This window comes from Halomonas sp. THAF12 (assembly GCF_009363675.1).
Taxonomy (GTDB): Bacteria; Pseudomonadota; Gammaproteobacteria; order Pseudomonadales; family Halomonadaceae; genus Halomonas; species Halomonas smyrnensis.
In genome coordinates this window covers 2091405-2114138 of record NZ_CP045399.1, presented here as the reverse complement: position 1 = coordinate 2114138, position 22734 = coordinate 2091405, and the positions used below count along the sequence as shown (strand labels likewise).

The window sequence follows — 22734 nt, the reverse complement described above, 5'->3', positions numbered from 1 at the left end:
AAGAAGGCCATGGGTATCGCTCGTTAAGCTCTGCCGCTGGTTGGGACTCCCGCGGCGAAGCCTGTATTACCGGCCTAAGTCGCGACAGCGTGTCATCAATACCGATCTGGCAATGCGGGTGAAGTTGGCCTTGGAACAGTTCCCGACCTATGGCTATCGCCGCCTGGCATGCGTCCTGGGTGAGAACCGCAAACCGATCCAGCGCATCCTGCAGCTCAAAGGCTGGCAGGTGCGCAAGCGGCCTCAGGGCTTTCGACCGCGTGCCAAAAGCCTTCCGTCCGTTGCCTCGAGGCCTGATGAGCGATGGGCGACTGATCTCACCCACGTGTGGTGTGGCAAGGATCGGCGGGCCAGCCTGGCGGTGATCATCGACTGCTGCACACGAGAGATCCTCGGCTGGCGATTATCGGACAATGGCAGCAGCAAGACCGCGGAAGCGGCGCTGGAGGAAGCGCTGATCTATCGGCTCGGAGTGCTGGGGCGTGTTCAGCAGCCATTAGCCCTTCGCTCCGACAACGGGCTCGTTTTCAGCAGTCGCCACTACACGGGCACTGTGAAGGCCTATGGCCTGACCCAAGAGTTCACGACGCCGTATACCCCAGAGCAGAACGGGCTCGTCGAGCGCTTCTTCCGTTCCTTGAAGGAAGAGTGCATCTGGCTCCATCGCTTCGAGTCGCTGGGCCAAGCCAGGGTCGTGATTGACCGCTGGATCCGGTACTACAACGAAGAGCGTCCACATCAGTCTTTGAACTATGTGGCACCCCGAGCACACCTCGCATTAACTGGATGAGGTGTGCAGAAACCAGGGGGTCATTACACTTGCGCCTTGGCCAGCAGACTGTCCGGCGATCCTGGCGACGTTGTTGCGCATGTGACACACGATATCTGCCATCGGACGCTCGATTGCGGCGTATTTCTCGGCTGATCGTCGACGGAGACCGCTCGAGCAGAGCCGCCACCTTCCTGATGCTCAAGCCTTGCGCGAGGTTGACATGGATTATCGCACGTACTTCGATGCAGAGTTCAGAATATGACATGGGTACAACACCTTACCGGTTCAGTCAGGTGTTGCACTCAGAATTTGCGGCCAAGAGGTCTATGGACTGACGCAGGAGTTCACGACGCCATGTACCCCGGAGAAGAACGGTCTTGTCGAGCGCTTTAGCGCTCCTCGAAGGAAGAGTGCATTTGGCTCCATCGCTTCGAGTCGCAGGGCCAAGCCAGGGTCGTGATCGAGCGCTGGATCAGATACTACAACGAAGAGCGACTACATCTGTCTCTGAACTATGTGGCACCCCGAGTACATCCAGAATTAGCGGCGTCGGGTGTGCAGAAACCAGGTGGCATTTCATGGACGTAGATGTCGAAAAGATCGCGCTTTATTAATGGTTAAATTCCTACCCAAGAACCCGACATCCCGGGCATAGTCGGGGCCAATGTCGCCGGCGGGCAGCTGCGCTTTACCACCGATATCGCAGAGGCGGTGAGCTTTGGGCCCTTGTAGTTCATTGCCATGGGAAGGCCGCCCGACGAGGATGGCAGCGCTGATCTTCTTTACGTACAGGCGGTCGCCGGGACCATAGGTATCGATAGGGACTACTACGGCCCCTCCATATCAGTATCTGGTCTGTAAATCAGTATCTTAACAGTATGTTTGAATAAGCAGCCCGGCCTTGTGCCGGGCTGCTGCGTTATGGGATTTAGTCATCCAGTGAAAAGAAATCCCCCGCATTGTCTTCGAAAGCATCGGCAATCCGAATGTAGCGCTCGAAGGTCCTCTGGTCGCGGTGTCCGCTCACTCGTTTGATCTGAAGGTCACTCTTGCCACGGAGATGCGCCTCGGTAATGAACCCTGCCCGGAAGCTATGCGGCGTGTACCCCTCCGAGAGCAGATCGGCCTTCTCCATGGCCTGCTTCATTCGGACATAGACGTTGCCGGACGACATCCGGCCCGCCCCCAGATTTCCCTTGCAGGTAATGCCACGAAAGATCGCCCCACGAGTGATGCCGGAGGCGGCGAGCCAAGTTTCGAGCATCGCGACCGGGCAGTAGGCAGTGTTCTCGGGGGCTCGCGGGATGCTCTTGGTCTCGACGCGCCCTGTGTGATTGGTTTTGCTGTGATGTAGGGTAATGGTGACGCCCTGAGGCAGCCATTGCAGATCCTCGACGGCGATCGCCACGATTTCGCTGCGCCGGAAGGCGCCGTAGAAGCTCAGCAGGAACAGGGCACTGTCACGCAGTCCATGCAGAGACTCACTGTCGATGGCTTCCAGCAGGCGATGCAGCTCCTTGAGGCGTAGTGCTGGGGCAGAGGCCTGCCGCATATCACGACTCTTCTTGATGCCGCGCAAGACACTGCGCACCGCCATCGTTTTGACGGGCGAGGGGAGGTTCATATATCGGTGCCACATGTGCAGGGAGTTGGCATATCGCTCCAGTGTGGCGGGCTTCTTGCCTAGGGCATTCTGCGCGGACAAGTAATTGGCGATATCAGTCTCCGTGGCAGGCAGGGGGCCACCCGCTTGCTGATAGATGCGGATATCGGCCCGCATGGCGCGTACGCTGTTGGCCGAAACGCTCTGGGAGAGCAGGCGCCGAGCCTCGCGGGAGAGCCCCTCGTGGCTGACGGTGAGCCCCGAGCGGGCGGAATGCCGTGTCGAGGCAGTAAGATGTCGAGGTTTTCGTTTGAACGACATAACGATGCACCCTGGAATAATAAGGCCGCGTCAGTGGGACAAAAGCCTCCTGCCACTGGCCATACGACGTGAGTGTCATGCCCAGCCTCACTCCGGCCCCGTCACAGGGGATGGGGAACCGGCAATGAGGTCCTGGCACGCGACGTAGTCGACGATGAGCCTTCACCGGATTGACGGATTAGGGCAACAGGCGCAAGGCAACCAGGCGTTCGAAGAAGGCTCGCGAGAAGGCCACATCCGGATCCAGGTGTTCAGCGCTCCCGACGCTGTCCAGAGCAAGCTCCGTCGATGGCTCACCTGCCTTGCCGGCCTTGGTCGCCTCCGCACTGTCATCGGGCGGTGCCGTATCCTGTGGCGTCAGTGGTGGTGTTGACGCCTCCTCGGCCGAAGGAGCGGCCGGGTCTGATGCCGTCTCCGGCATCGGAAAGGAGACCGTGGCCAGATCCTCGGGCAGGTCTTCCGCAATCCGTCGGGCATAGTGCCGGAGGTGCGGCTCATTGAGGGCATAGAGGAAACACTCGGCATCGTCATCGCCCTCGCGACGGATGATCCGCCCCAGCACTTGCCGGAAATGTTGTTCGGTACGGACCTGGCTCAGGTAGCAGCACACGCGCAGACGGGGAATATCGACGCCCTCGCTGACCATACCCACCGAGACGATCCACTCGGTGGTGGCATCACCAAAGGCTCGGAGATGCGCATGGGCATTGGCCGCCTTGCTGGTGACCAGGCATACCGATTGGTGCCGATCCTCCAGCGCCTCGGCAATCGCTTCGGCATGCAGGATGTCGGACGCGACCACCAGGCCGGCGGCGTCCGGGTCCCGCTGACGAAGCTTGGCCAGCTGCTCGCAGCCTTGGTCCAGCAGGTGTCGCATCGGCGCCTCATGACGCAAGAGACTGCTGTAGTGCATCGCAGGGTGCCGGAGGAGGTGGGGAATACTGGCAAACCGCCGAGTTTCTCGCCGTCCGCTGCGGGGGTGATGGCGAGTGAGGCGGATCGAACGATTGTCGATTAACTGAAAGTGGGGATGGCGGCAGATACCATCCTGGATTGCTTCGGTGAGGGTGTAGACGAAATCCGGCTGCAGTTGCTTCGGCGAGGTGGAGGCTGCATCACTGCCGCACGTATCGTCCTCGTCCGGCGCCTCCATGTAGCGCAGCAGCGGCAGGCAACTGCCATCGGTGCGCCAGGGTGTGCCCGAGAGGGCCAGGGTGTAGTGCACCTGGCGCTCCAGCGCCATCAGGGCCATCCCCCACTGGTTGGCACTGTCGCGTGCATCGGTTTGCCCCGCGGCATGGTGGCTTTCGTCCCAGATCAGCAGCACGCGCTTGTGTTGGCAGAGCTGCTGAAGTTCCGTGAGGCGGTGATGCAGCGCATGATAGGTCAAGGCCACGCCGCTGGTGTCCAGGCGCCCGTTCATGCTCAGGCCCGTGACCTGCTCCAGTGTGCCCCGGGCGCGCTCAACCACCGCTGTGGTGGGCCCCAGATAAACCACCAGATCGATACCGCCGTTTTGCAAGAGCTCATCGGCAAGGACAGACGCCATCAACATCTTGCCGGCGCCGGGGGTCGCCTGACACAGGAAATGTGGATGAGCATCCGATAGCGTTTGCAGTGCCTGTTCGATACAGCGGGCCTGCCAGGGGCGCAGTGCCGGGCAGTCGATCGACGCCATCAAGCGATTGGTGTGGCGGATGTTCATGATGCTGCCTCCTCTCCAAGCTGCTTGCGCAGGGTGATGACGGCATCCAGCGCCCCTTTGGCTTCGCTGCCACGTTGGCAGGCGGCTTCATGCAACGGCTGGATCAAGGCCTGCTGGTCCGGATACTGCGACAGGATGTGAGCGTAGTGGCTGGCTTCCCCCAGTGCCGCTTGCATGTCGAGCTTGAGGCGATGGCATTCCTGAGACAGAAATTCGGCAAAGTCGCGAGAGGTTGCCCTCGCGCTCGAGGCCGAGGAGCATGAGCCTGCTGTGGTGGTTGCTGACGTCTCAGTACTGTGGTGAGGCGACAGGGGAGTTGCTTCTGGAGAAGGGAGGCAATCCTCCGGCAGGTCGAGGATCTGGAAGATAGGGCGATGCTTTCCCTGAATCCCGACACGCTGCGTCAGGCCTTGTCGCGTCAATGACCGGAGTCGATCGCGAACCTTGAGATAGACAGTTTTGCTGTCCGCGCCGTCGAGGGCCGGGTGCTGGAGCAGTTCGTCACGCAACTCGCAGGCAGTGATGGGCGTATCGGACTGCGCATACTGGGCCAGCAGGGCATTGAGATGGTCGGCAATCATGCCGGAGAAAGTATGGGAGCTGTGCGGATGGAGAGAGGTATGGGGTGCGTTCATGACTCGACCTCCCACGGAGCATCGGTGCCCTCGAGGTCGGCCGCACGTGCCAAGGCGTCTGCCTTGCGCATATGCGCATGATATCGGCGGTAGCGAACCGTTTCGCTGCTGTTGGAAGCCAAGGCCGACATGGCCATGGCGCGATGGGCGGCAGCACGCGCACGGCGATCGCTGCGGTGTGGGGATGGAGACAGATGAACCATGGGTAGGGCTCCTTTGTGTTGGGAGCCACCCCCGCTGTCGCCAATGCAGTGATGGGGGCGGCCGCACGCGGGTTGGCGAACCGGCCACAAAGAAACCGGCAGACCCGAAGGTCTCCCACGCACGACCGCCATAACACATGACAGACACAAAAAAAGCGCCAGCCATGGCAAGGGCGCTTGTGCGCCTTTGTGTATTCGGGTCGCCAAACCCGGCCGAGCATTTTGGCTCGGCAGATTTAAATTAGCAGAACGCCAGTCTGGCGTAAACCTTTGCCAACACCCTGAAGAAGCAGGTCAATCAGATCTTGCGAAAGGCCTCCGCGTATTTTGCCCAGGCGGAGCTCGAGCGCCGCGAAAAGTGATCATCAAGTTCATCGATGCTCACAGTAAGTCGTACGGGGGCTAGCTGATCTGCCATATCCTGCCGATCGCCACGTCAACCTACTACGAGCACAAGGCTCGTGACGCCTAGACTGATCGAGCGCCCCCTCCCCCGCATCCAGCGTGATCGCTGGTGGAGGCTCGCCATCCGATGATTCAGCGGACAAAGGCATCGATGACGAAGACGACGTACACGAAGCCCTGCCAGATCGCGACACACGTGAAATCCGACACCCAGAGCGCATCCGGCTGAGTCGGCTGAAACTGCCCAAACCAAGTCGGCGGGAGAAGTCTTGTCTGGATCGGGCTCGGTCTTACGGACCGACTTGCCTCTCAGCACGTCTCTCAATCCCATCTGGCGTATAAGGCGCCCGACTGTGCAACGAGCGGTGGGGATCGCTTCTCGATGCAATTGGCGCCAGGCCTGGTGTATGCCATAGACGCCAAAGTTCTCATCTCAGACGCGCTGGATCTCAGCACTTTCGCTCACCCTGCACCGACATGGTGCTTGATGCGCTGGAGCAGGCGCTTCATGAACGGTCACAGCGACCTGGCAGTGATTTGATTCATCATAGCGATAGGGGTGTTCAATATGTCTCGATTCGATACACATAGCGCTTGGAGGATGCCTGAATCGCCCGTCTGTCGGGAGTGTCAGCGACTCATCCGACAACGCACTGGCCGAGACAGTGATCGGGTTGTTCAAAACAGAGGTGATCCGCCGAAGCGGGCCATGGCGGCATCTGGAAGCTGTTGAGTTCGCAACCCAGGAATGGGCCGACTGGTTCTATCGCCGGCGGCTCTTGGAGCCGATCGGTAACATGCCGCCGGTCGAACGAGAAGCGCTGTAATACAAGCAAAAGGGTCAGGCCAAGAAAACGGCCTGACTCAAATCAGCGGGTCTCAGAGAAAGCCGGTATGGTTCAGCCATCTCCGTTTCGAGGATGGCGTGCTACGTTTGTCAGCAACCTAAGCTGACGTTTCGGGGGGCGCGTCGCCGACGCGGCGGGGAGGGTGGCCGTCGTAGCGCCACAGCCATCCCTTGGGCATAGGCCCCTTGTTGCGTCCTCCCTGACACTTCTGCTCCCACGCGTGGGCGAGGATGCCCACGGAGCGGGACAGACAGAACAGCCCTCTGGCCAACGGTGCGGGGAATGCCAGTTCGGCATAGATCGCCGCCGTGGCCCCATCGATATTCAGCGGGATCGGTTTCCCTTTCGCCTCTGCCAGCTGACGTTCGATCTCTCGGGCGATAGCGGCATAGCGACCATCGACCTCATGACGTTCGGCCGCCTCATCGATCAACTGCAAAAGACGTGGTGCTCGCGGGTCGACGGGGTGAAAGCGGTGCCCGAAACCAGGCACGATCTTGCCGTGGCGCTCACGCCAGGCGTTCAGCTCCGCTTCTGTGGCCTCGACCAAGGGCATGCCGCCTGAGAGGCGCTTCTCGATAGACTGATAGAGCTCTACTGCCTGCTCACCTGCGCCACCATGGACGTCGTCGAGCACGTTGACGGCCGAGGCCATCGCGTTGTTGAGGCTGCTGCCACAGGTCATGGCCATGCGCGCGATGGCGATGCTCGGCGCCTGTGGACCATGGTCCACTGCGCTCATCAGGGCCGCCTCCAGCAAAGTCGACTGGGCCTGAGTCGGCAGTTCGCCGCGGGTCATCAACCAGATCATCTCGGCGAAACCAATGCGGCCGATCAGCGCTTCGATGGGATAGCCGCGATAGCGGATCTCCCCGGGCTTCATATCGATGATCTCGGTGTGCCACCACTCCGCGGCCTGGGTATCGAGAGAATCCTGGGTCATGCGTCTGACTCCTCAACGTGATTGGTGGTGCGCGGCCCGAACCAGCGATCATTGTCGGCGCCCAGCAAGGGCGGGGGCGTCGGTACGCGAGGGGCCTGGCCATCAAACCGGTAACCGCCGCTCACGATCTCAAGAGGGCGGCCAATGCCGGCCTCGTCGAAGCGCTCGATCAGCCCCCTATCGCGAACCTGAGGATGGTTGAGTGCTTCCTCGACGCTGTAGACAGGCCCGGCAGGCACGCCCGCAGCCACGAGGGCGTGCCACCAGTGTTCGGTGGTGTTCTCGCTCAAGGCGGACTCGATCAGATCCTTCAGTTCTTGACGATGTTCGAGCCGCGCCTGACGCTCGGCGAAACGCGGGTCCTCAATCCACTCCGGATGCTGTAGCAACCGGCTCAGAGCCTCGAACTGTTCCTGCTTGTTGGCGGCGATATTGAGCAGGCCATCACCGGTGCGGAAGGTCCCCGAAGGACTGGCGGTGACGTTGTCATTACCGATCGGGGCCGGGGCGCGACCTGCCACTAGCAAGTTGGAGACCGCCCACCCCATGGTCGCGAGCACGGACTCGAGCATCGAGACATCGATGAACCTGGCCTGGCGTTCTTTCTCTGCCAAAGCGGCATTGATCGCCATGGCTGCCGTCAGCCCTCCAATGGTATCGGCCAGCGGATAACCAACCCGGTAAGGCGAATGCACGGCGTCCCCTGTCACGCTCATTACTCCCGCCATGCCCTGAATGATCTGGTCATAGGCGGGAAAGGTGGACAGCGGGCCGTCTTGGCCAAACCCGGAAATGGCACAGTAGACGAGGCGAGGGTTAATCTCCTTGAGCTTGTCGAACTCGAGGCCTAGCCGTGCCATCACACCAGGCCGAAAGTTTTCCACCAGCACGTCGGCGTCCTTGACCAGGCTGATGAATTTCTCGCGGTCCTCAGGCTGTTTCAGATCCAGGGTGACGGATCCCTTGCCCGCGTTCTGTGCCAGGAAGGACACGCCCATATGCTCGCGATTCAGCTCGGCATCAGCACCCAGTTGCCTGGCCAGATCTCCTCCGCCGGGACGTTCTACCTTGATCACCTCGGCGCCCAAGTGGGCCAGCTGGTGACAGCAGAATGGCCCCGCCAGGACATTGGTCAGGTCGAGGACCCGGTAGCCCTTGAGCGGCATTGACATATTGTTGCCTCCAATAGAACATGTTTCCTCAGAGAGAATAGTTAGCCCTTGGCAGTGTTGCAACCTGGTTTCGCCTGTCGCAACATCATCCTTTGGTCGCACACTATGGAGGCACCGTGGCCCAACGACGTGTAGAGGCGGTAGAGCGAGCACTCTCTCTGCTGGAAGCCTTCAATGAACATCGCCGTGAGTTTTCACTGACAGAACTGTCCCAAGCGACTGGTTATTACAAAAGCACTATCTTGCGCCTCATGGCGTCTCTGGAGGTGTTTGGATTCGTGGTCCGGGATGAGCGCGGGATCTACCGCATTGGGCCCGCATGTGCGCGCCTGGCCCCCTTGGCCGGGGAAGGTGTGCGGCTCGAGGGCTTGGTACGTCCGGTACTCGAGGCATTGCGCGATGCCAGCGGCGAAACGGCATCTTTCTATATCCGCGACGACGATGAACGAGTGTGCCTGTATAGGGAGAATGGGCGACACGAGGTTCGCCACCATCTGGAGCAGGGCGCGCGTCTTCCCCTGGACCGAGGAGCCGCGGCACGCGTGTTACGAGGTGATGGTGAGTCCGGTGACGTCCAGGTATCGAGGGGCGAACGAGAGCCCTCGGTGGCAGCCGCCGCCATCGCTATTCGTCGTCCTAATGGGGAACTGTTGGGTGCCCTGGCACTTTCCGGGCCTCGCGAGCGCTTTACCGAAGCGCTGGAGCAACATCGCAACGTCTTGAGAGAGAAGGCAGAAGAGCTAGAGGCTCATCTTCCGCATGGGCCCGTCACCTTCTAACACTGGTCTGCGGAGTGTGTCTGATACACGTCGGGAAGCTCGATACTGCCTTTACCTGGCATACCAAGGCCCGGCTCAGGGTGGAACCCCTAAACCGGGCGTTACTGCATATCGTCAAGCATCAATCAGCCTTCGCTGACGGTCTTCGTCTCGGATGCCATCCGGCGTCTCAAGAGAGGCCCCATGATGTAAGGCAGGATCAGTCCCAGTCCGGCGAACACCCACAGGCCGATGGCCAGGCCGCTGTCCCACAGGATGGTCCAGTCGCCGCTGGAGATGTCCATGGCGTGGCGCAGATTCTTCTCCATCTCCGGCCCCAGCAGCAGGCCGAGGATGATCGGCACCAGCGGAATCTCCAGCTTGCGCAGTACATATCCCGCCACGCCGAAGGCCACCATGAAGTAGAGGTCAAAAGCCGAGTTGCTGATCGAGTAGATGCCGACGAAGGCCACCATGGTGACGATCGGCAGCAGGAACATCGGCGGCACCGACAGCAGCTTGACGAAAATGCCCACCAGCGGGATGTTGAGCACCAGCAGCAGAAAGTTGCCGATCAGCAGCGCCGCGATCACGCCCCAGACGATGTCGGCGTTCTGGGTGAACATCAGCGGTCCCGGGGTGATGTTCAGCGAGATCAGCAACGCCAGCAGCACCGCAGTGGTGCCGCTCCCCGGCACGCCGAGGGTCAGCATCGGCACCAGCGCGCCGGAGGAGGCACCGTTGTTGCCCGCCTCGGGGCCGGCCACGCCGCGCGGATCGCCCTCGCCGAAGTAGCCCTTCTTGCCGACCACCTTCTTCTCGAGGGTGTAGCCGATAAAGCTGCCCAGGGAAGCCCCGGCACCCGGCAGTACCCCTGCGATGAACCCCAGCACGCCGCCGCGGATGCTTGACGGCATGATGCCGCGGATGTCGGACCACTTCAGCGACAGCTTGTTGACGGTCATCTTCTCCTTGCCGCCGCCGGCCTTGTCCTCGATGAAGAACAAGAGCTCGGAGATGGCGAACAGACCGACAATGGCGATGATGAAGTCGACGCCCTCGTAGAGCTCCAGCACGCCGAAGGTGTAGCGCTGCACGCCAGTGTTGTCGATGCCCATCGTGGAAATCATCAGGCCCAGGCAGGCGGCCACCACGGTCTTCATGGGGTTCTTGCCGGTGATGCCGCCGAGGGTGGCGAAGGCCAGCAGGAACAGCGCGAAGTACTCGGCCGGGCCGAAGGAGAGCGCGAAGTCGGCGAGGATTGGCGCCACCAGGATGAGCCCCACGGTGGCGATCAGGCTGCCCATGAAGGAGGCCATAGCGGAGATCGCCAGCGCCTCGGCGGCCTTGCCTTTCTTGGCCATGGGATAGCCGTCGAGACAGGTCATCATCGCCGGCTCGTCGCCGGGGATGTTGAGCAGGATCGAGGAGATACGCCCGCCGTACATGGCCCCCGCATAGACCGAGGTGAGCATGATCAGGGCAGTCTCCGGCGCGAGTCCTAAGGTGAAGGCCAGCGGGATCAGGATCGCCACGCCGTTGGATGGACCGAGCCCCGGCAGGGCCCCGATCAGGGTGCCGAGGAAGGCGCCGAACAGGGCGAACATCAGGTTATGCGGCGCCAGGGCGACGCCGAAGCCGTCGATCAGGTAACTCAAGGTTTCCATCAGTTCACCTCCAGGACAGACAGCGGCCCCAGTGGCAGCGCCAGGTCCAGGGCGAAGTTGAAGATCAGAAACACCACCACGCCGGCCACGCCACCGGTGACATAGGCCCGGACCGGGGGGGCGCCCATGCGCCAGCACAGCGTGCCCAACGCCAGCAGGGTGCTGAGGATGAAGCCGAGCGGCTGCAGCAGCGCGGTGTAGACGATCAGCACCGCCACAGCGATCAGCAGCTCGGCGCCGGTGCGGCTCCAGGGCCAGGCGTTATCCGGGTCGGGCCGCACGATCAGGTAGAGGCTGGACAATGACAGCACCACGGCCAACAAATGAGGGAAGGTCTTGGGGCCGACGGCCTCGGCCCCGCCAAACGGTTCGGGAAACTGGGTAGCGCCCCAGCCGTACGCGACGGCCAGGGCGATCAACAGGACCCCGAAGATGCGGTCGTTGAAGGTCATTCCTGAATCAGCCCGATATCCTTGGAGAGGGTCTCAATATCGTCAATCTGTTCCTTGACGAAGGTCTCGAACTCACCGGCACTCATATGGAACGGCATCAAACCGTTCTGCCGCATGACCGTTTTCCATTCCTCACTCGTGTACAGGCTGTCCATGGCGTCAATCCAGTACTGCTCGGCCTCGTCGGAGATGTCGGCCGGCATGTAGAAACCGCGCCAGTTGGGGCCAACCACATCGATGCCCTGTTCCTTGGCGGTAGGAATGTCGCTGAACTCGCCAGGCAGGCGCTCGTCGGAGAGCACTGCCAGGACCCGCAGGTCACCGGATTCCAGGAAGCCCTGGGCCTCGGAGATGTCGCCGGTGAAAGCATTGACATGCCCACCGACCACCTGGGTCATGGCCTCACCACCGCCGGTATAGGAGAGGTACTTGATGTGTGGCAGATCCGAGATCCCGGCTTCCTGGGCCATCATTAACACCTTGAGATGGTCCCAGCCGCCCTTCGAACTGCCACCGGCGAAGGTGACAGCCTGAGGATCGTTTTGCAGCGCATCCACTACATCCTGCAAGGACTGGTAAGGCGCGTCGTCGGCCACCGCGATGATGCCGTAATCCGCTCCCAGAGCACCGATCCAGTTGACCATCTCGGCATCTAGGCCCTGGAACTGTCCCTGAGCCAGGCGGGTGGTCGTGGCGGTAGAGGCGGCAACCAGCAATTGGTCGTCCCCCTCACGCTTGCTGACCACGTGAGCATAGGCCACGCCGCCGCTAGCCCCCGGCATGTTGACGGTTTGTACGCTGCGCGGCACCAGTTCCAGGTCTTCCATCACCGTGCCGACACTCCGGCAAGTGAAGTCCCAGCCACCGCCAGGATCGGCAGGAGCCAGACACTCCACCTTGCCTTCCGGTTCGAAAGCATGGGCTTGGGTGACGCTGGTAGCAGCGAGGGATGCAGAGATGAGGAGGCGTCGAGCAGTTGTCATGGTGTTACCTCAAGCGTTTCAGTTTCTCTTGTTAGAACTTGTTGCGACTGGGGAAACTAGGTATGTAATGGGTGTCCGTCAAGACGCCAGCACAAAAAACTCGACCAAAGTCGAGCAACTTGACTGTGTCCCGCATGCGGGACTTTCAAACGACGAACGGCGCCGCGAGGGGCGCCGTGTAGCGGATGGCTAGACATTCTCGAGGTACTTGATCACGCCCTCGCGGCCACATTGGCCCCAATGGCGCATCAGCAGACAGTTGTGGCCGCTTCCCCACCTAGTTGGACCCCAGCCGTCAGGCGTTGACCCCGGGGCAGGGGCAGCCAACGACGCGGGGGGAAAGGCCGATGAACCGCAACGTCAGGAGGCTTCTTCACCCGCCGTTGGAAGGTGCATGTCTTGCGTGCTGGAAAGCGGTAACTCCGGGCCGAAGCGCTCCAGATGACGCATCTGGTCATCGGTCAGCTCGATCTTCTGCTCGCGAGTGGTCTGCTCGAGGCGCAGGAGACGCTCATGGCCAGGTAATTCGGGCATGAAAAAGCCCACCCTTCTTCCAAGGGTGGGCTGATCGTGTTTGGTCCCGCCATGGGGATCACATGGAGTCGAGCAGTTCCTGCCGGTGGCGTCCGACCGTCTTGATCGATACCTCATGGGCCTCTGCGTGTGCACGCGCCATGGCCTCTGAGCTGGCCCAGACACCTCTTGCCTTTCGTGAACCTCCTAATACGACAGAGCGCCCCGAGCGTGACGTGCCCCGGAGCTCCTCGCGCCGGTCATCGGGCCTCGTTGCTTCACTGCTCATGTTGGCCTCCCTCAGAGGTTGGGTTGCTGGCGTCTTGCCCATCAGCATACCTATCAAGCGAAAGATATCCCAGTGTGAGGGCCGGACGCAGGAAAACGCCACGAGTCACCCACTCCAGCCAGAATCTACTATGAAGCCGGGAGGGACGGCTTCAAGGATATTCTTTAGCTTTTCTTTTTTATGTGTACTAATGAGGCACATAATAGAATGTTGTCAATGACCTTGCCGCTCATTTCTTTGCAGTTAGATGTCAGGCCCCGTGTGATGATCAGGAGGCCTGATCCATGTCGTTATCCCAGACGTTGATGATCTGCCGAGGTGGCTGGTGTGGACTGACGCAGGTGCCCGTGAGGGAGCAACCCACGGTAGACCGCGGTGGCCATGGGCTACCCTGATAGCCATATCATCAGCTGGGTAGCCTCCCCATGACACCGTTCTCACATCCTCCCATGGACCCGCTCGCTAGCCCGGATCTTTGCCTACAGGGTCATCGACCTACGTGACCGTTTCCCCCAACCCCTGGAGAGCTTTCGCGAGGCACTGGAATGGCTATGTCCCCATTGAATGTTGTTCGGTGCGCCCCACTGCCTCTTGAAGGCAGTGAACCGGGCGTATCGCTATGGCGTAGCGTTCCAGCATTCGTCGCCACCCGAGGTAATTGACGAGGTATCGGGTGGCGACGCCATGGAAACGGCGCATCCAGCCCTTCAAGCGGCTGTGGTAAGCATTGACGTTCGGGATGTGGATGGCGGACGCGCTGTCCGGGCCTGGCATGCACCACCTGATGAGTGATGCCAAAACGACGGGCGAAGGCCGAGTACACGCTCCACCACGAAGCGCTCGATAGGCTCTTCCCTCTACAGTGTCGGAACGCCTGCTACGCTGGTTCTCATCCTTCCCGATGAGCCAGTGTCACGAGCATGGATGCCAACCCGGTCGAAACCCTCTACCAACGCCTTCATCAGATCGCACGTCAGGCGACCCACCCGACCATCGCGCAGAATAACCTGGCGACCGGTGTCGGCAAGAGCTACTGGGCGTTGCACACCTCTGCCGATGCGCTGGTCGAGGCCAAGGAAGCGGGCGAGTCGTTGGTGATTGTCTATGTCGCCCCCCAGCACGCGCACATCGACATCACCAATCATCACGACAGACGTGAGGCACTCCCGCCCGCCCAGCGCAGCCTACTGTCGCATGATATTCCCTGCGTCAAAGTCCCCTCGCGGACCCAGCTCACCGACCCGGATCACCCGCATTGCCTCTACCGAGACGTGTTGGCGATGGAGGACCGTCTGAAGCAGCAGGCCGGTCGAAAACGCCCTCGGCCAGGTCTGCTGAGTGCCCTGCAACAGGCCCTTGATGACGCCCAGCGTCAGCCGGATGACGAACTCGATGGCAACGCCGAGCCCATCGAGCCCGTTGAGGCGATCGCGGCGTCTGCGGCGCAGGGTGACGGCGCAGGTTCCCTGCAGGCCTGCATGGCACTCATCCAGCGACGCCAGGAGCAACTGGCCAGGCTGCGTCAGGAAAACTTCAACGACGATGAGCTGGAAGCCCCCGTCGATCAACTGAAAAACGCCCACGGTCAACTCTACCACCTGGTGCTACGGGCCGTGATCGGCACCTTGAGTCAGGCCAGCCGAGAGGGCGCGTCCCTGAAAAGCGTGCTCGGGGATGATGCCCTGGTGGCTCCCTTCCAGCTGCTGGAACGCCAGCTTTTCCCGTTGTATCGCGTCATGCGAGGGCATTCTCAGGCCCTGGGCCTGGTCGCGATGACGGCGGACCGCTTGATGACCCATCTGGTCTTTCCCCGTCGTCGCCGCCAACCCCGCGCAGGGTGTGGTGACTTCGCCCGGTATGCCGGCTATCTGGAAGACGCCATACACGGCGTGCAGCAGGACGCGGCCGAGATCATCGGGCTCGAGGAGCAGCGCACACGCTTCCTGTTCCTGATTGACGAGGCCGATGCGGTCAAGGAGATCCTGGGCAAGCCGGCAACGTCCGGTGGCGGGCGGATCTATCTGCGGGGCCTGATCCTGGACCAAGGCCGCGCGACCCAGGTCGGGCAGACGCTGCTTCATGAGATGCCGTTGCTGTTTCGCCCGGCGCAGGAGTTTGCCGCGATCGTGCAAGGCTACCAGACACTGGTAGCCGAGCATCCCTGTATCGAGCAGCAGTGGAGGCTCAGGGCCCCGGTGGCGCTGAAGGCGGCGGCGTCTCCCATGACGCGAGAGGCCGCCGAGGCCTTGCGACGCTTTCGCGCAACGCACCGGCTCGGCACCGTACACCCCGCCCACCACCGACAGCAGGCGGCATTGCGCGCTCGCCTGCTCAGCCTGCTGGCGTGGCAGTATGACCAGCACCCCGTCATTCAGGGGACGCCGGAAGAGCGGCTGCAGGCATTTCGAGAGCGGCTTGAGGCGCTGTGCCAGGGCGCCGCCTGGATCAACCTCAACCTGGATGATCCTACCGTGGCCAGTGCCGGGAGCACCGGCGCCTTCACTGGCGGCAGTTGGGCCTTCATCAATCTCGACGATCAGCGCTTGAACGGATTGGTGGCTCACCGGGACAGTCACGCGTTGAGTGACGTTCAGCTGATCAGTGACACCTATCTCGAGGCGTTGGGAAAGCCAGATGGCAGCACCACCTTCCGCCTCGAGGACGCCTTCGAGACGATGCTCACCATCGCGGCGCTGATTCATGAGCTGGGCACCGATGATCCCACCGACCCCAATGACCGGTTGGCGATCCTGCGCAATGCCTATCGCCCGGGCAACACCACCACCTCCGCGCCTCTGACGGCACTGCTACGCGACCTGTCTCACGTCAGGGTTCGCGTGCTGATGCAGGCGCGTCGCCCCCTCGACCCCGCCGCGCCCATCGACGATGACCTGGCATTTCGTACCCCACATCTGGTCATGCAGTGGATACCGGACTTCGAGGATCGTTACCTGCCCGGTGAGCCCGGACTCTCGGTGGTCCCCAGTATCGGCTATCGTGCCTGGTCGGCTGAGCACCATCTTGAGCGATTGATCTCGCCCCAGGCCTACTGCCACAACCTGCCGCAGGGGGTGGCTGCACCCAACAGCACCGTGGATGGCATCGTGACACCCCGCGACGGCCAGTCGTCGCGGGGCGGCGAGCGTCCGACGCATTCATTGGTCTTGATCAGTGCCACCGGCGGTTTCGATGCCACCCACCTGGGCGGGTTCTGTCTGGATATGTTGTCGCGCTCGGCGCATGTGGCGTACATGCCGATGTCGGATCGCGATCTGGCGCTGGCCAAGCTGGCTCGGGAACAGCGTCAACAGGGACGTCACGGGAGAGCAGGCCGGCCGGCACCCAGGGTGGCCGAGATGGCGGAAACCGTCGGGATGTTCGCCTCTGGGAACACCCCTGAGCTCACCCGATCGCTGTTGGCGGCTGCCAACACGCAGAGCCCTTACAAGCGTCGTGAGCTGACGCGTATCGCTGATCTGATTGCCTTGCTGAGCCTGGGCCCCGAGACATGGGACGAGGCGCGACTGTCGTCGGCCGCCATATGCGACGTGCTGTCATCGGCACACACCTGCTCCCCAGACGCCCCCACCCCGCTGGTGGCGCTGATGCTGGTGCAGACCCTAAAGCATTTTCGTCAGGCCATCGCGGCGCTGCCCCCTCGTCAGGCCGATCTGCAAGAGATCGTGCCGCAGCACCTTTATGGGCTGGATCCGGGGCACCGACGGCATGGCCGACGGCCGGTACTGGTGATGAGTTACCAGAGCGGCAGTGGGTCCAGTACGGATGCCCAGCTGCAACATGCGCTGGCGACACCGGATGGCCAGCTCGCCAGGGCGCTGGCCGACTTTCTGAAGTGCTCACCGGCTCAACTGCCCCCTGTGGATGAAGCCGCTGATCTGTTGCGGCGAGATCTAGGGTGCCATGTGGTGGTGGTGACGCCTTATGCCTCAGCGGCCCGGGGCATCAACCTCAAGGTAGACCGACATGCAGGCACTGAGCATGAGCGCGACGTGGACCTGATCGTGCTCGGGATGTCGCCGTTCTACTCCGAGGCGAAGCCCAAGTTCGAGCCGCTGGAGGGGCCTCCCGGGGAAGCGGCCAAGCCTGAGAACCAGCGTGAGCGGGCTGATCGGGAGCATCGCAACCAGCGGCAGTTTTCGGAGAACAACTTGATCACGCACCATCTGGCCTTCACCGGTATGGAGCTGGCCGCGCGTCTCAATGAAGACGGCTGGGGGCGAGACGAGGAGGCGCCGGCGCAGCGCTATCAGGCACGCGACCTGCGGCTACATCCCGACAGCTACTTGCCGCCCTTCGGTCGCTTTCTCGCCGAGCAGCATGTCATCGATCTGGCCCGCACGACGTTCCAGGCGGTAGGGCGCGGGGAGCGAACGTCGGCCTCCCAGCAGCAGGGCCTGCTGGTCTGCGAAGAAATCGTCCACGACCTTCTGGCCGCTGATCCCATCCTCTACGGGCGCGACGATCGAGGGCATTCACTGGCCAATCGTCTGCATGCGGCATCGCTCAACAGCATGACGCTGATGACGTTTGCCCGGCGACGGCGCCACGTCCTGTTCCAGATACCGCCTCCCGAAAAGCTCGCCAGCTACCGGCGGCAGATTCGTGAGGGGGACGAGGCCTTCAGTGATGATCCCGAGGTGCTCGGTTGGAAGAACCAGCAGTTGGCAGCCATCCGCCGGCTCAATGAGCGGCATCAATTCCCGACTTCCCAGCAGGCGCCGCGCCAGGGAGCGAACAGCACAGAGGATGCTCAGGCGGTGGTGGCGCGGTGGGAGGCATGGCATAGCCCGGATCTGTTGTTTGAGTCGACGAGAGACCGCTATGTGAAGCGCCTGCTGGAGCAGGGAGTGCCCGAGGAGGTGGTGGCGCTGATGTGGCTGCCGCTTGACGATCGGAAGCAGTTGCCGATTCGTCGCGGGCCTCATGGCGGTTATCAGGAGGTGATCACCCAACTCCCCAGCGTTGAGCACCCGGCGGCATTTCAGGGCTATCCCGCCCCAGGCATGGCGCTGCGTTATCAGCTGCCGCGATCCTTCGTGGATACGCCAACGGGCCCGGTGGGGCACTACCTCAAGGAGCGGCTGGCAGAGGGAACGGGACCGTCCCTGCGTTGGCGGACCGAATCTTCCGTCCTTCACCCGAGGTTGCAGCCGGATTTTGATGGGATCTGGGGGGAGCTGGCGTTGGATGCCTGGCTGGAGGTGGCTCAAGCGATTTATCCGTCTCTCGCCGGGATGCAGCGGCTGGCGGCCGCGGAAACGCTAGGGCTCTTCGAGTGGTTCGATCGGTTTTATGTCATGCAGAAGGCATCAGGCGCGCGCTGCCTGATCGCGGTGGATGCCAAGCACTATGCGCGGCGAACCGACCAACGCCATGGCCTGGGCTTGATCGACAAGGCACAGCAGAAAATGGCGCGTCTCCATGAGTGGGCCAAGTGGCGGGGCTATCAGTGCTGTCTGGGCGTGTATATCAATACGCAGCCCCAGCCTCAGGAAATGGCCAGGCCACGGCCACCGGTGGGGGATGTGCTGGTGTTGAATGCCTTCGTGCGCATGGCGCTCACGGATGCCAATGCGCCCAGCGACGTCGCGCCGGCAAGAGAGCGCGGGGCGTGCTCGTCGCTGGTGGACTTCAACCATGCGGCGGCCAGCGCACTGATGCAGGCGCTGATACGCCCGTCGTGATCGCATGATGCCAAGTAGAAGGTATGACGAGGGGGGATAGCGCGGTGTCGCCGAAGATGGACCTAAGGACCAATGCCATCGATCTGGGACTTGATCCGCATCGTCCTGGATCGGGAGAGCGTGCAGCACGACTGGCCGAGCGGCTACTGGCCTACTGCCACTCACAATTGTTGCCAGGGGAATCGCTGGCGTGCGTGTCGTTGCTCTATCCCGCGGAGCAATCGGCCGCGGGAGCGGTGGAGCAAGACCCCGATGCGCCGGAGCAGGCGGTGCGCCAGGAGGAGCGGGATGCAGAGGAGGCTGATGGCGAGGCGATACCTCGGGAAGACGAAACCGAGGGGCGTGTGGATTCTTCAGCAGCGTCTCCCTCGGACAGAGGCGAGCGGGAAGGCGAGGCGGGCAGGGGAGATGCCGCAGCCGAAGGGCCACTGGATTGGGAGGCTGGATGGGTGCGACCACGCCACGACGCCATCACCAAGACTCGCCTGGGACGCATGGCGGCGGCCAGGGCCACTCGGCTGCTGGCCTATACCCATGGCTACGGGCACACCCAGGCACGCTCACAGCGCTTCGCCTGCGTGGTCGATGTTGGCCTGTGGGGGCGTGGGCCCCATCAGAGAGCCGCCGGTGTCATGGGCATCTTCGGCCATCACGTGCCGCCTGAGCCGATGGCCACGCTATGGCGGGACAGGACATCTTTGGATGCCCCCCTGCGATGGCGCGAATGGATCAAGGACAGCGGGATTCCGGAGTGGGGGGGTGAGCGTGGAGTGCGGGGCAAGATAGCGCTGGTGCGGCTAATGACCTTGGCGTTCAGGGTTTCCTTGCGGCGTGTCGGGCTCGAGGGTGATGCGCGGGATCGCGACCTGGGGCTGCTGCTGGGGGAGGCGGTGATGTTGGAGGCGTCGCTTGAGCGCGCGAAGAATGGCGCCGGGCTTCTAAAGGGATACGAGGTGCGCCTGGACCTCGATGCGCGCGGCAGGCTGGTGGTTGCAATGCCCCGACGGGTGCAGCGGCTGCCGGCCAAGCTGGCAGACGCTTTGTCGGAGGCGCCGTATCGGCTGGATTCGATGGCGGCGGCGATTCACAGTCTATGTTTGGCCGCTCGTTACAAGCTCAACGCGGCCCGTTTCGCGAGTCAGATGGAGTTCTTCTATTTCTTGCCGGGATCTCGGCGATCGCGCATGGAGAAAGCGGCGCGTTCAGGCGTTGATGTCGAGGCAGCGTCGATGCGGCAGGACGACCTGACGCGGCGTGTCATGACCAGTGGGCTGGTGCTCAGGAATCGTGGCATGGATTTGGTGGAGGCCTTCCTTGATGAGCTAGCCGACGGCGTGGAATGGGAGCCCGAGCGCTTTCGGCCAACTGAGGTGGCTCAAGTGTCGATTCGGCGTGCTCGCACACAACAGCCTGCGTTTCGTGATGTGCCGGTGACGAGTCTGCAGATCGTCTACGCACCGGAGCTGCGTCGCGATGCCCGCTGGGATCGTGTCCACGATCGTTTGATGGCGGCGTTGGCGCGGAAAAATCCCGGCGGCGCGTCGCCGGAGGAACTGAACTGGCGAGTGGTCGACAACCTGGAAGCGACAGTGGCGTCGGACCCTGTGCTTTGTGTCCAGTTGCCAGAGCTGCTCAGTATGCCCTCGGGGGCGCAGCGGGCCTCGAGTGCCTGGTATGAGGATTGCCAGGGGCAAGTGAGAAAGCCTCTGAGCAGGTTTAATCACGCACTGGCCGTTCGCGAAGCTGCACGTGAGCGGGGCCAAGAGGCGGCGCCGTGCTTCGATCCCTATACTGTATTAAAGCTCAGGATTCACGATGGGGGGTGGGAGACCTGGCGGCCGGTCCAGGGACTGAATCTCACGATGGATATTGTTGATGCCCTCGCTGGGGAACACGTCGATCAGCCATTGCCTCCGTTGCTGGACCACAAGTTACGTGAAACGCTTTATGAGCTGTGTTTCAAGCAGGGGCTGGCGTCAAAACGATCCTTTGAGGTGGGTGGCCAGTCGAAAATTGGCGTGAAGGGCGGGGCCCCGACTGCTGATAGCGCATCGAATCACTTTGTGTGCCTGACGGTGCAGTCACCTCGAGGGGCGCCGGCACGGGCTGTGATGATGGAGTTCTGGTGGCAGCAGGACGTCCTGCATGTGGGAGAAGTGGCAATGGCCACCTACCGCCTTCCACGTGATCTGCGGACATCGGGCAACCGGCGAATGAAACAACCCGATGTCAGCCGGCATCAGCTTGCCAAGGCGTATGAGAAAACGCTGGATGGCATTAAGAGCAGCTGGCGAGAACCCCTGCGAGAACACATCGATCACTTGGTGGCGACCCGGCGATTGGCGAGTGGCCAGACGCTACTCTATTCCGTGGTAGATGACACTTTACTGCGCGAGGAGCATGAATCGTTTGGCAAGCGAGAGCTCCTGGGTGCCACATGGCGAGACTTTCCTTTCGAATGGCTGCTCACCGAGGGCAGCTTTCGCTCTGAGCACCAAGGGCTGAACATGGGGCGTGCTGGCGCTCGAGGTAAGGTGTCGGTCGCCCAGCAGCTGATTTCGAACGCGCATGAAGATATCTATCTTCAACCAGAGGGGACGGTCGTGCGTGGGGTGCGTGCACTGATCGGTACCAAGCAGTCGGTGTCTCACAACAACCCGCTGCTGGCATGGAAGGTACAGGGTCGAGACCCAGAGGCTCCTGATCGTCTCTTGGATCTGGCGAATCCTCACCTGACCTCGGTATTCAACGCGTATACCGAGACATTGACCCGGGACGTGCTGAAGGCGGGGCAGGTGAGTCGGATGAGCCTGCCCGACAAGCTTGCGAGCATACTGCTACGGAATTAGTCATCCAGCGCATCGGCAATGCCGTGGCGAGTTCGAAAGCCGCTCAGGTTACCTGGCCCGTGCGGTCTTGCATGCGCTCGGATGCAGCATTGTTTGATACCCTGACTGCCCATACAAACGCTATGGCCCTGGTGAGCTGCACCATGGCTGGCCCGCGCTACCATTCCTCGACATTGGCTGATGGAGAATCTCTGTGCCCGATATTCGCCTGCGTATCGAGCTGCTTGATACCGATCCACTGGTCTGGCGCCGTGTGATGGTGCCGGAGCAGATCAACCTGCATCGTCTCCACGAGCTCATCCAGGGGGTGATGGGCTGGGAAGACTGTCACCTCTATGAGTTCGAGTGCAATGGCCGCTACTACGGCGAGCTCGACGAGTGGAGCGATCGATCCATCGCACTGGCACGCAACGCCAAGCTTAAGTCGCTGGCGGCTCGCGCCAAGGACGGTAGCTTTCGCTACCTCTACGACTTCGGCGATGGCTGGGAGCACCGCATCGTTGTCGAGGCGACGGGGCTGGAGGAGACCAACCCTTGCCCGCGGCTGATCGACGGCGCCATGGCCTGCCCGCCAGAGGATATCGGCGGCACGGGAGGCTATGTGGCCCTGAAGGCGGCAACGGCCGGCGAGAAGGATGTCTATGGCCAGGAGTTGCTTGAGGCTCTGGGTGGCGAGTTCGATCCCGAGGCGCTGAATGAGAAGGAGATCGCCGACATGCTCGAGCCCATTCAGACTGGCTTTCGGCGTCTGGGCGACACGCCCAGCAAGTCACGTCCAGCAAAGGCGCCTCCTCTTGACATGGAGCAGTCGCTTAAGGCCCAGGGGATCCACAGCATTGAGGAGCTGATGCAAGCCCTGCAGGGCGGGATTGACAAGAATCGTCAATGAATCAATGGCCCAGCTGTGATGA

14 protein-coding genes, 6 pseudogenes and 1 other annotated feature are annotated in these 22734 nt (G+C 61.9%); of the genes and pseudogenes, 7 read left to right on the top strand and 13 right to left on the bottom strand.

The features are described 5' to 3' along the window. Nucleotides 1-10: 10 nt before the first annotated feature. Nucleotides 11-790: pseudogene (locus FIU88_RS09710) on the top strand (IS3 family transposase); the annotation flags it as partial. 124 nt (nucleotides 791-914) lie between these two features. Here FIU88_RS09710 and FIU88_RS19510 read toward each other — a convergent pair. Further along, nucleotides 915-1037: pseudogene (locus FIU88_RS19510) on the bottom strand (helix-turn-helix domain-containing protein); the annotation flags it as partial. A gap of 146 nt (nucleotides 1038-1183) precedes the next feature. On the opposite strand from FIU88_RS19510, the pseudogene FIU88_RS19570 reads away from it, so the two are divergent. After that, nucleotides 1184-1360, top strand: a pseudogene (locus FIU88_RS19570) (integrase core domain-containing protein); the annotation flags it as partial. Nucleotides 1361-1700: 340 nt separating this feature from the next. On the opposite strand, the gene FIU88_RS09695 reads toward FIU88_RS19570, so the two are convergent. From FIU88_RS09695 to FIU88_RS19565, 5 genes and pseudogenes are all read right to left on the bottom strand, one after another. After that, complete coding sequence (locus FIU88_RS09695) at nucleotides 1701-2696, bottom strand: site-specific integrase (RefSeq protein WP_253742477.1); 996 nt, start codon at nucleotides 2694-2696, stop codon at nucleotides 1701-1703. 178 nt (nucleotides 2697-2874) lie between these two features. After that, nucleotides 2875-4401: a DEAD/DEAH box helicase gene (locus tag FIU88_RS09690; protein WP_152479079.1), complete on the bottom strand. Its 1527-nt coding sequence runs from the start codon at nucleotides 4399-4401 to the stop codon at nucleotides 2875-2877. After that, entirely contained in the window at nucleotides 4398-5036 is a 639-nt protein-coding gene (locus FIU88_RS09685) for a hypothetical protein (protein WP_152479078.1), read from the bottom strand. The genes FIU88_RS09690 and FIU88_RS09685 overlap by 4 nt, the downstream gene beginning before the upstream one ends. Further along, nucleotides 5033-5239, bottom strand: coding sequence for a hypothetical protein (locus FIU88_RS09680; protein ID WP_152480190.1), 207 nt, complete (start codon nucleotides 5237-5239; stop codon nucleotides 5033-5035). The genes FIU88_RS09685 and FIU88_RS09680 overlap by 4 nt, the downstream gene beginning before the upstream one ends. 319 nt (nucleotides 5240-5558) lie before the next feature. After that, nucleotides 5559-5675: a sequence feature (AL1L pseudoknot), on the top strand. Further along, nucleotides 5676-6062 (bottom strand): annotated as a pseudogene (locus FIU88_RS19565) (hypothetical protein); the annotation flags it as partial. Between the two features lie 56 nt (nucleotides 6063-6118). Between FIU88_RS19565 and FIU88_RS09675 the strand changes: the two are divergent. Further along, nucleotides 6119-6471, top strand: a pseudogene (locus FIU88_RS09675) (IS3 family transposase); the annotation flags it as partial. A gap of 118 nt (nucleotides 6472-6589) precedes the next feature. Here the strand turns inward: FIU88_RS09675 and FIU88_RS09670 are convergent. Continuing rightward, complete coding sequence (locus tag FIU88_RS09670; protein ID WP_152479077.1) at nucleotides 6590-7435, bottom strand: citryl-CoA lyase; 846 nt, start codon at nucleotides 7433-7435, stop codon at nucleotides 6590-6592. After that, a complete protein-coding gene (locus tag FIU88_RS09665) occupies nucleotides 7432-8607 on the bottom strand; it encodes a CaiB/BaiF CoA-transferase family protein (protein WP_253742475.1) in 1176 nt (391 codons plus the stop codon). Before FIU88_RS09665 ends, FIU88_RS09670 begins: the two co-directional genes overlap by 4 nt. A 116-nt stretch (nucleotides 8608-8723) precedes the next feature. Here FIU88_RS09665 and FIU88_RS09660 point away from each other — a divergent pair, with 116 nt between their 5' ends. Continuing rightward, complete coding sequence (locus tag FIU88_RS09660; RefSeq protein ID WP_152479076.1) at nucleotides 8724-9386, top strand: IclR family transcriptional regulator; 663 nt, start codon at nucleotides 8724-8726, stop codon at nucleotides 9384-9386. Nucleotides 9387-9511: 125 nt separating this feature from the next. On the opposite strand, the gene FIU88_RS09655 is transcribed toward FIU88_RS09660, so the two are convergent. From FIU88_RS09655 to FIU88_RS09640, 5 genes and pseudogenes are all read right to left on the bottom strand, one after another. After that, nucleotides 9512-11032 carry a tripartite tricarboxylate transporter permease gene (locus FIU88_RS09655; RefSeq protein ID WP_152479075.1) on the bottom strand — a complete coding sequence of 507 codons (1521 nt, stop codon included), beginning with the start codon at nucleotides 11030-11032 and terminating at the stop codon, nucleotides 9512-9514. Then, nucleotides 11032-11484, bottom strand: a complete 453-nt coding sequence (locus FIU88_RS09650; protein ID WP_152479074.1) for a tripartite tricarboxylate transporter TctB family protein — start codon at nucleotides 11482-11484, stop codon at nucleotides 11032-11034. Before FIU88_RS09650 ends, FIU88_RS09655 begins: the two co-directional genes overlap by 1 nt. Next, complete coding sequence (locus tag FIU88_RS09645; RefSeq protein ID WP_152479073.1) at nucleotides 11481-12467, bottom strand: tripartite tricarboxylate transporter substrate binding protein; 987 nt, start codon at nucleotides 12465-12467, stop codon at nucleotides 11481-11483. Before FIU88_RS09645 ends, FIU88_RS09650 begins: the two co-directional genes overlap by 4 nt. Nucleotides 12468-12827: 360 nt before the next feature. Beyond that, nucleotides 12828-13001 carry a hypothetical protein gene (locus FIU88_RS19165; RefSeq protein ID WP_172977622.1) on the bottom strand — a complete coding sequence of 58 codons (174 nt, stop codon included), beginning with the start codon at nucleotides 12999-13001 and terminating at the stop codon, nucleotides 12828-12830. Between the two features lie 817 nt (nucleotides 13002-13818). Next, nucleotides 13819-14092 (bottom strand): annotated as a pseudogene (locus FIU88_RS09640) (IS1595 family transposase); the annotation flags it as partial. 97 nt (nucleotides 14093-14189) lie between these two features. Between FIU88_RS09640 and FIU88_RS09635 the strand changes: the two are divergent. From FIU88_RS09635 to FIU88_RS09625, 3 genes are all read left to right on the top strand, one after another. Beyond that, the gene (locus tag FIU88_RS09635) at nucleotides 14190-18974 is read left to right on the top strand and encodes a hypothetical protein (protein ID WP_152479072.1); all 4785 of its coding nucleotides are present in this window, start codon (nucleotides 14190-14192) and stop codon (nucleotides 18972-18974) included. Between the two features lie 44 nt (nucleotides 18975-19018). After that, on the top strand, nucleotides 19019-21823 hold the full coding sequence (locus FIU88_RS09630; protein ID WP_172977695.1) for a hypothetical protein: 2805 nt from the start codon (nucleotides 19019-19021) through the stop codon (nucleotides 21821-21823). A gap of 193 nt (nucleotides 21824-22016) precedes the next feature. Beyond that, on the top strand, nucleotides 22017-22712 hold the full coding sequence (locus FIU88_RS09625; protein WP_152479070.1) for a plasmid pRiA4b ORF-3 family protein: 696 nt from the start codon (nucleotides 22017-22019) through the stop codon (nucleotides 22710-22712). The last annotated feature ends 22 nt before the right edge of the window (nucleotides 22713-22734 follow it).

What these genes read in the sequence shown, in the direction of transcription:
- FIU88_RS09695 (WP_253742477.1), bottom strand. Translation starts at nt 2,696, where the DNA reads ATGTCGTTCAAACGAAAACCTCGACATCTTACTGCCTCGACACGGCAT.
- FIU88_RS09690 (WP_152479079.1), bottom strand. Translation starts at nt 4,401, where the DNA reads ATGAACATCCGCCACACCAATCGCTTGATGGCGTCGATCGACTGCCCG.
- FIU88_RS09685 (WP_152479078.1), bottom strand. Translation starts at nt 5,036, where the DNA reads ATGAACGCACCCCATACCTCTCTCCATCCGCACAGCTCCCATACTTTC.
- FIU88_RS09680 (WP_152480190.1), bottom strand. Translation starts at nt 5,239, where the DNA reads ATGGTTCATCTGTCTCCATCCCCACACCGCAGCGATCGCCGTGCGCGT.
- FIU88_RS09670 (WP_152479077.1), bottom strand. Translation starts at nt 7,435, where the DNA reads ATGACCCAGGATTCTCTCGATACCCAGGCCGCGGAGTGGTGGCACACC.
- FIU88_RS09665 (WP_253742475.1), bottom strand. Translation starts at nt 8,607, where the DNA reads ATGTCAATGCCGCTCAAGGGCTACCGGGTCCTCGACCTGACCAATGTC.
- FIU88_RS09655 (WP_152479075.1), bottom strand. Translation starts at nt 11,032, where the DNA reads ATGGAAACCTTGAGTTACCTGATCGACGGCTTCGGCGTCGCCCTGGCG.
- FIU88_RS09650 (WP_152479074.1), bottom strand. Translation starts at nt 11,484, where the DNA reads ATGACCTTCAACGACCGCATCTTCGGGGTCCTGTTGATCGCCCTGGCC.
- FIU88_RS09645 (WP_152479073.1), bottom strand. Translation starts at nt 12,467, where the DNA reads ATGACAACTGCTCGACGCCTCCTCATCTCTGCATCCCTCGCTGCTACC.
- FIU88_RS19165 (WP_172977622.1), bottom strand. Translation starts at nt 13,001, where the DNA reads ATGCCCGAATTACCTGGCCATGAGCGTCTCCTGCGCCTCGAGCAGACC.
- FIU88_RS09635 (WP_152479072.1), top strand. Translation starts at nt 14,190, where the DNA reads ATGGATGCCAACCCGGTCGAAACCCTCTACCAACGCCTTCATCAGATC.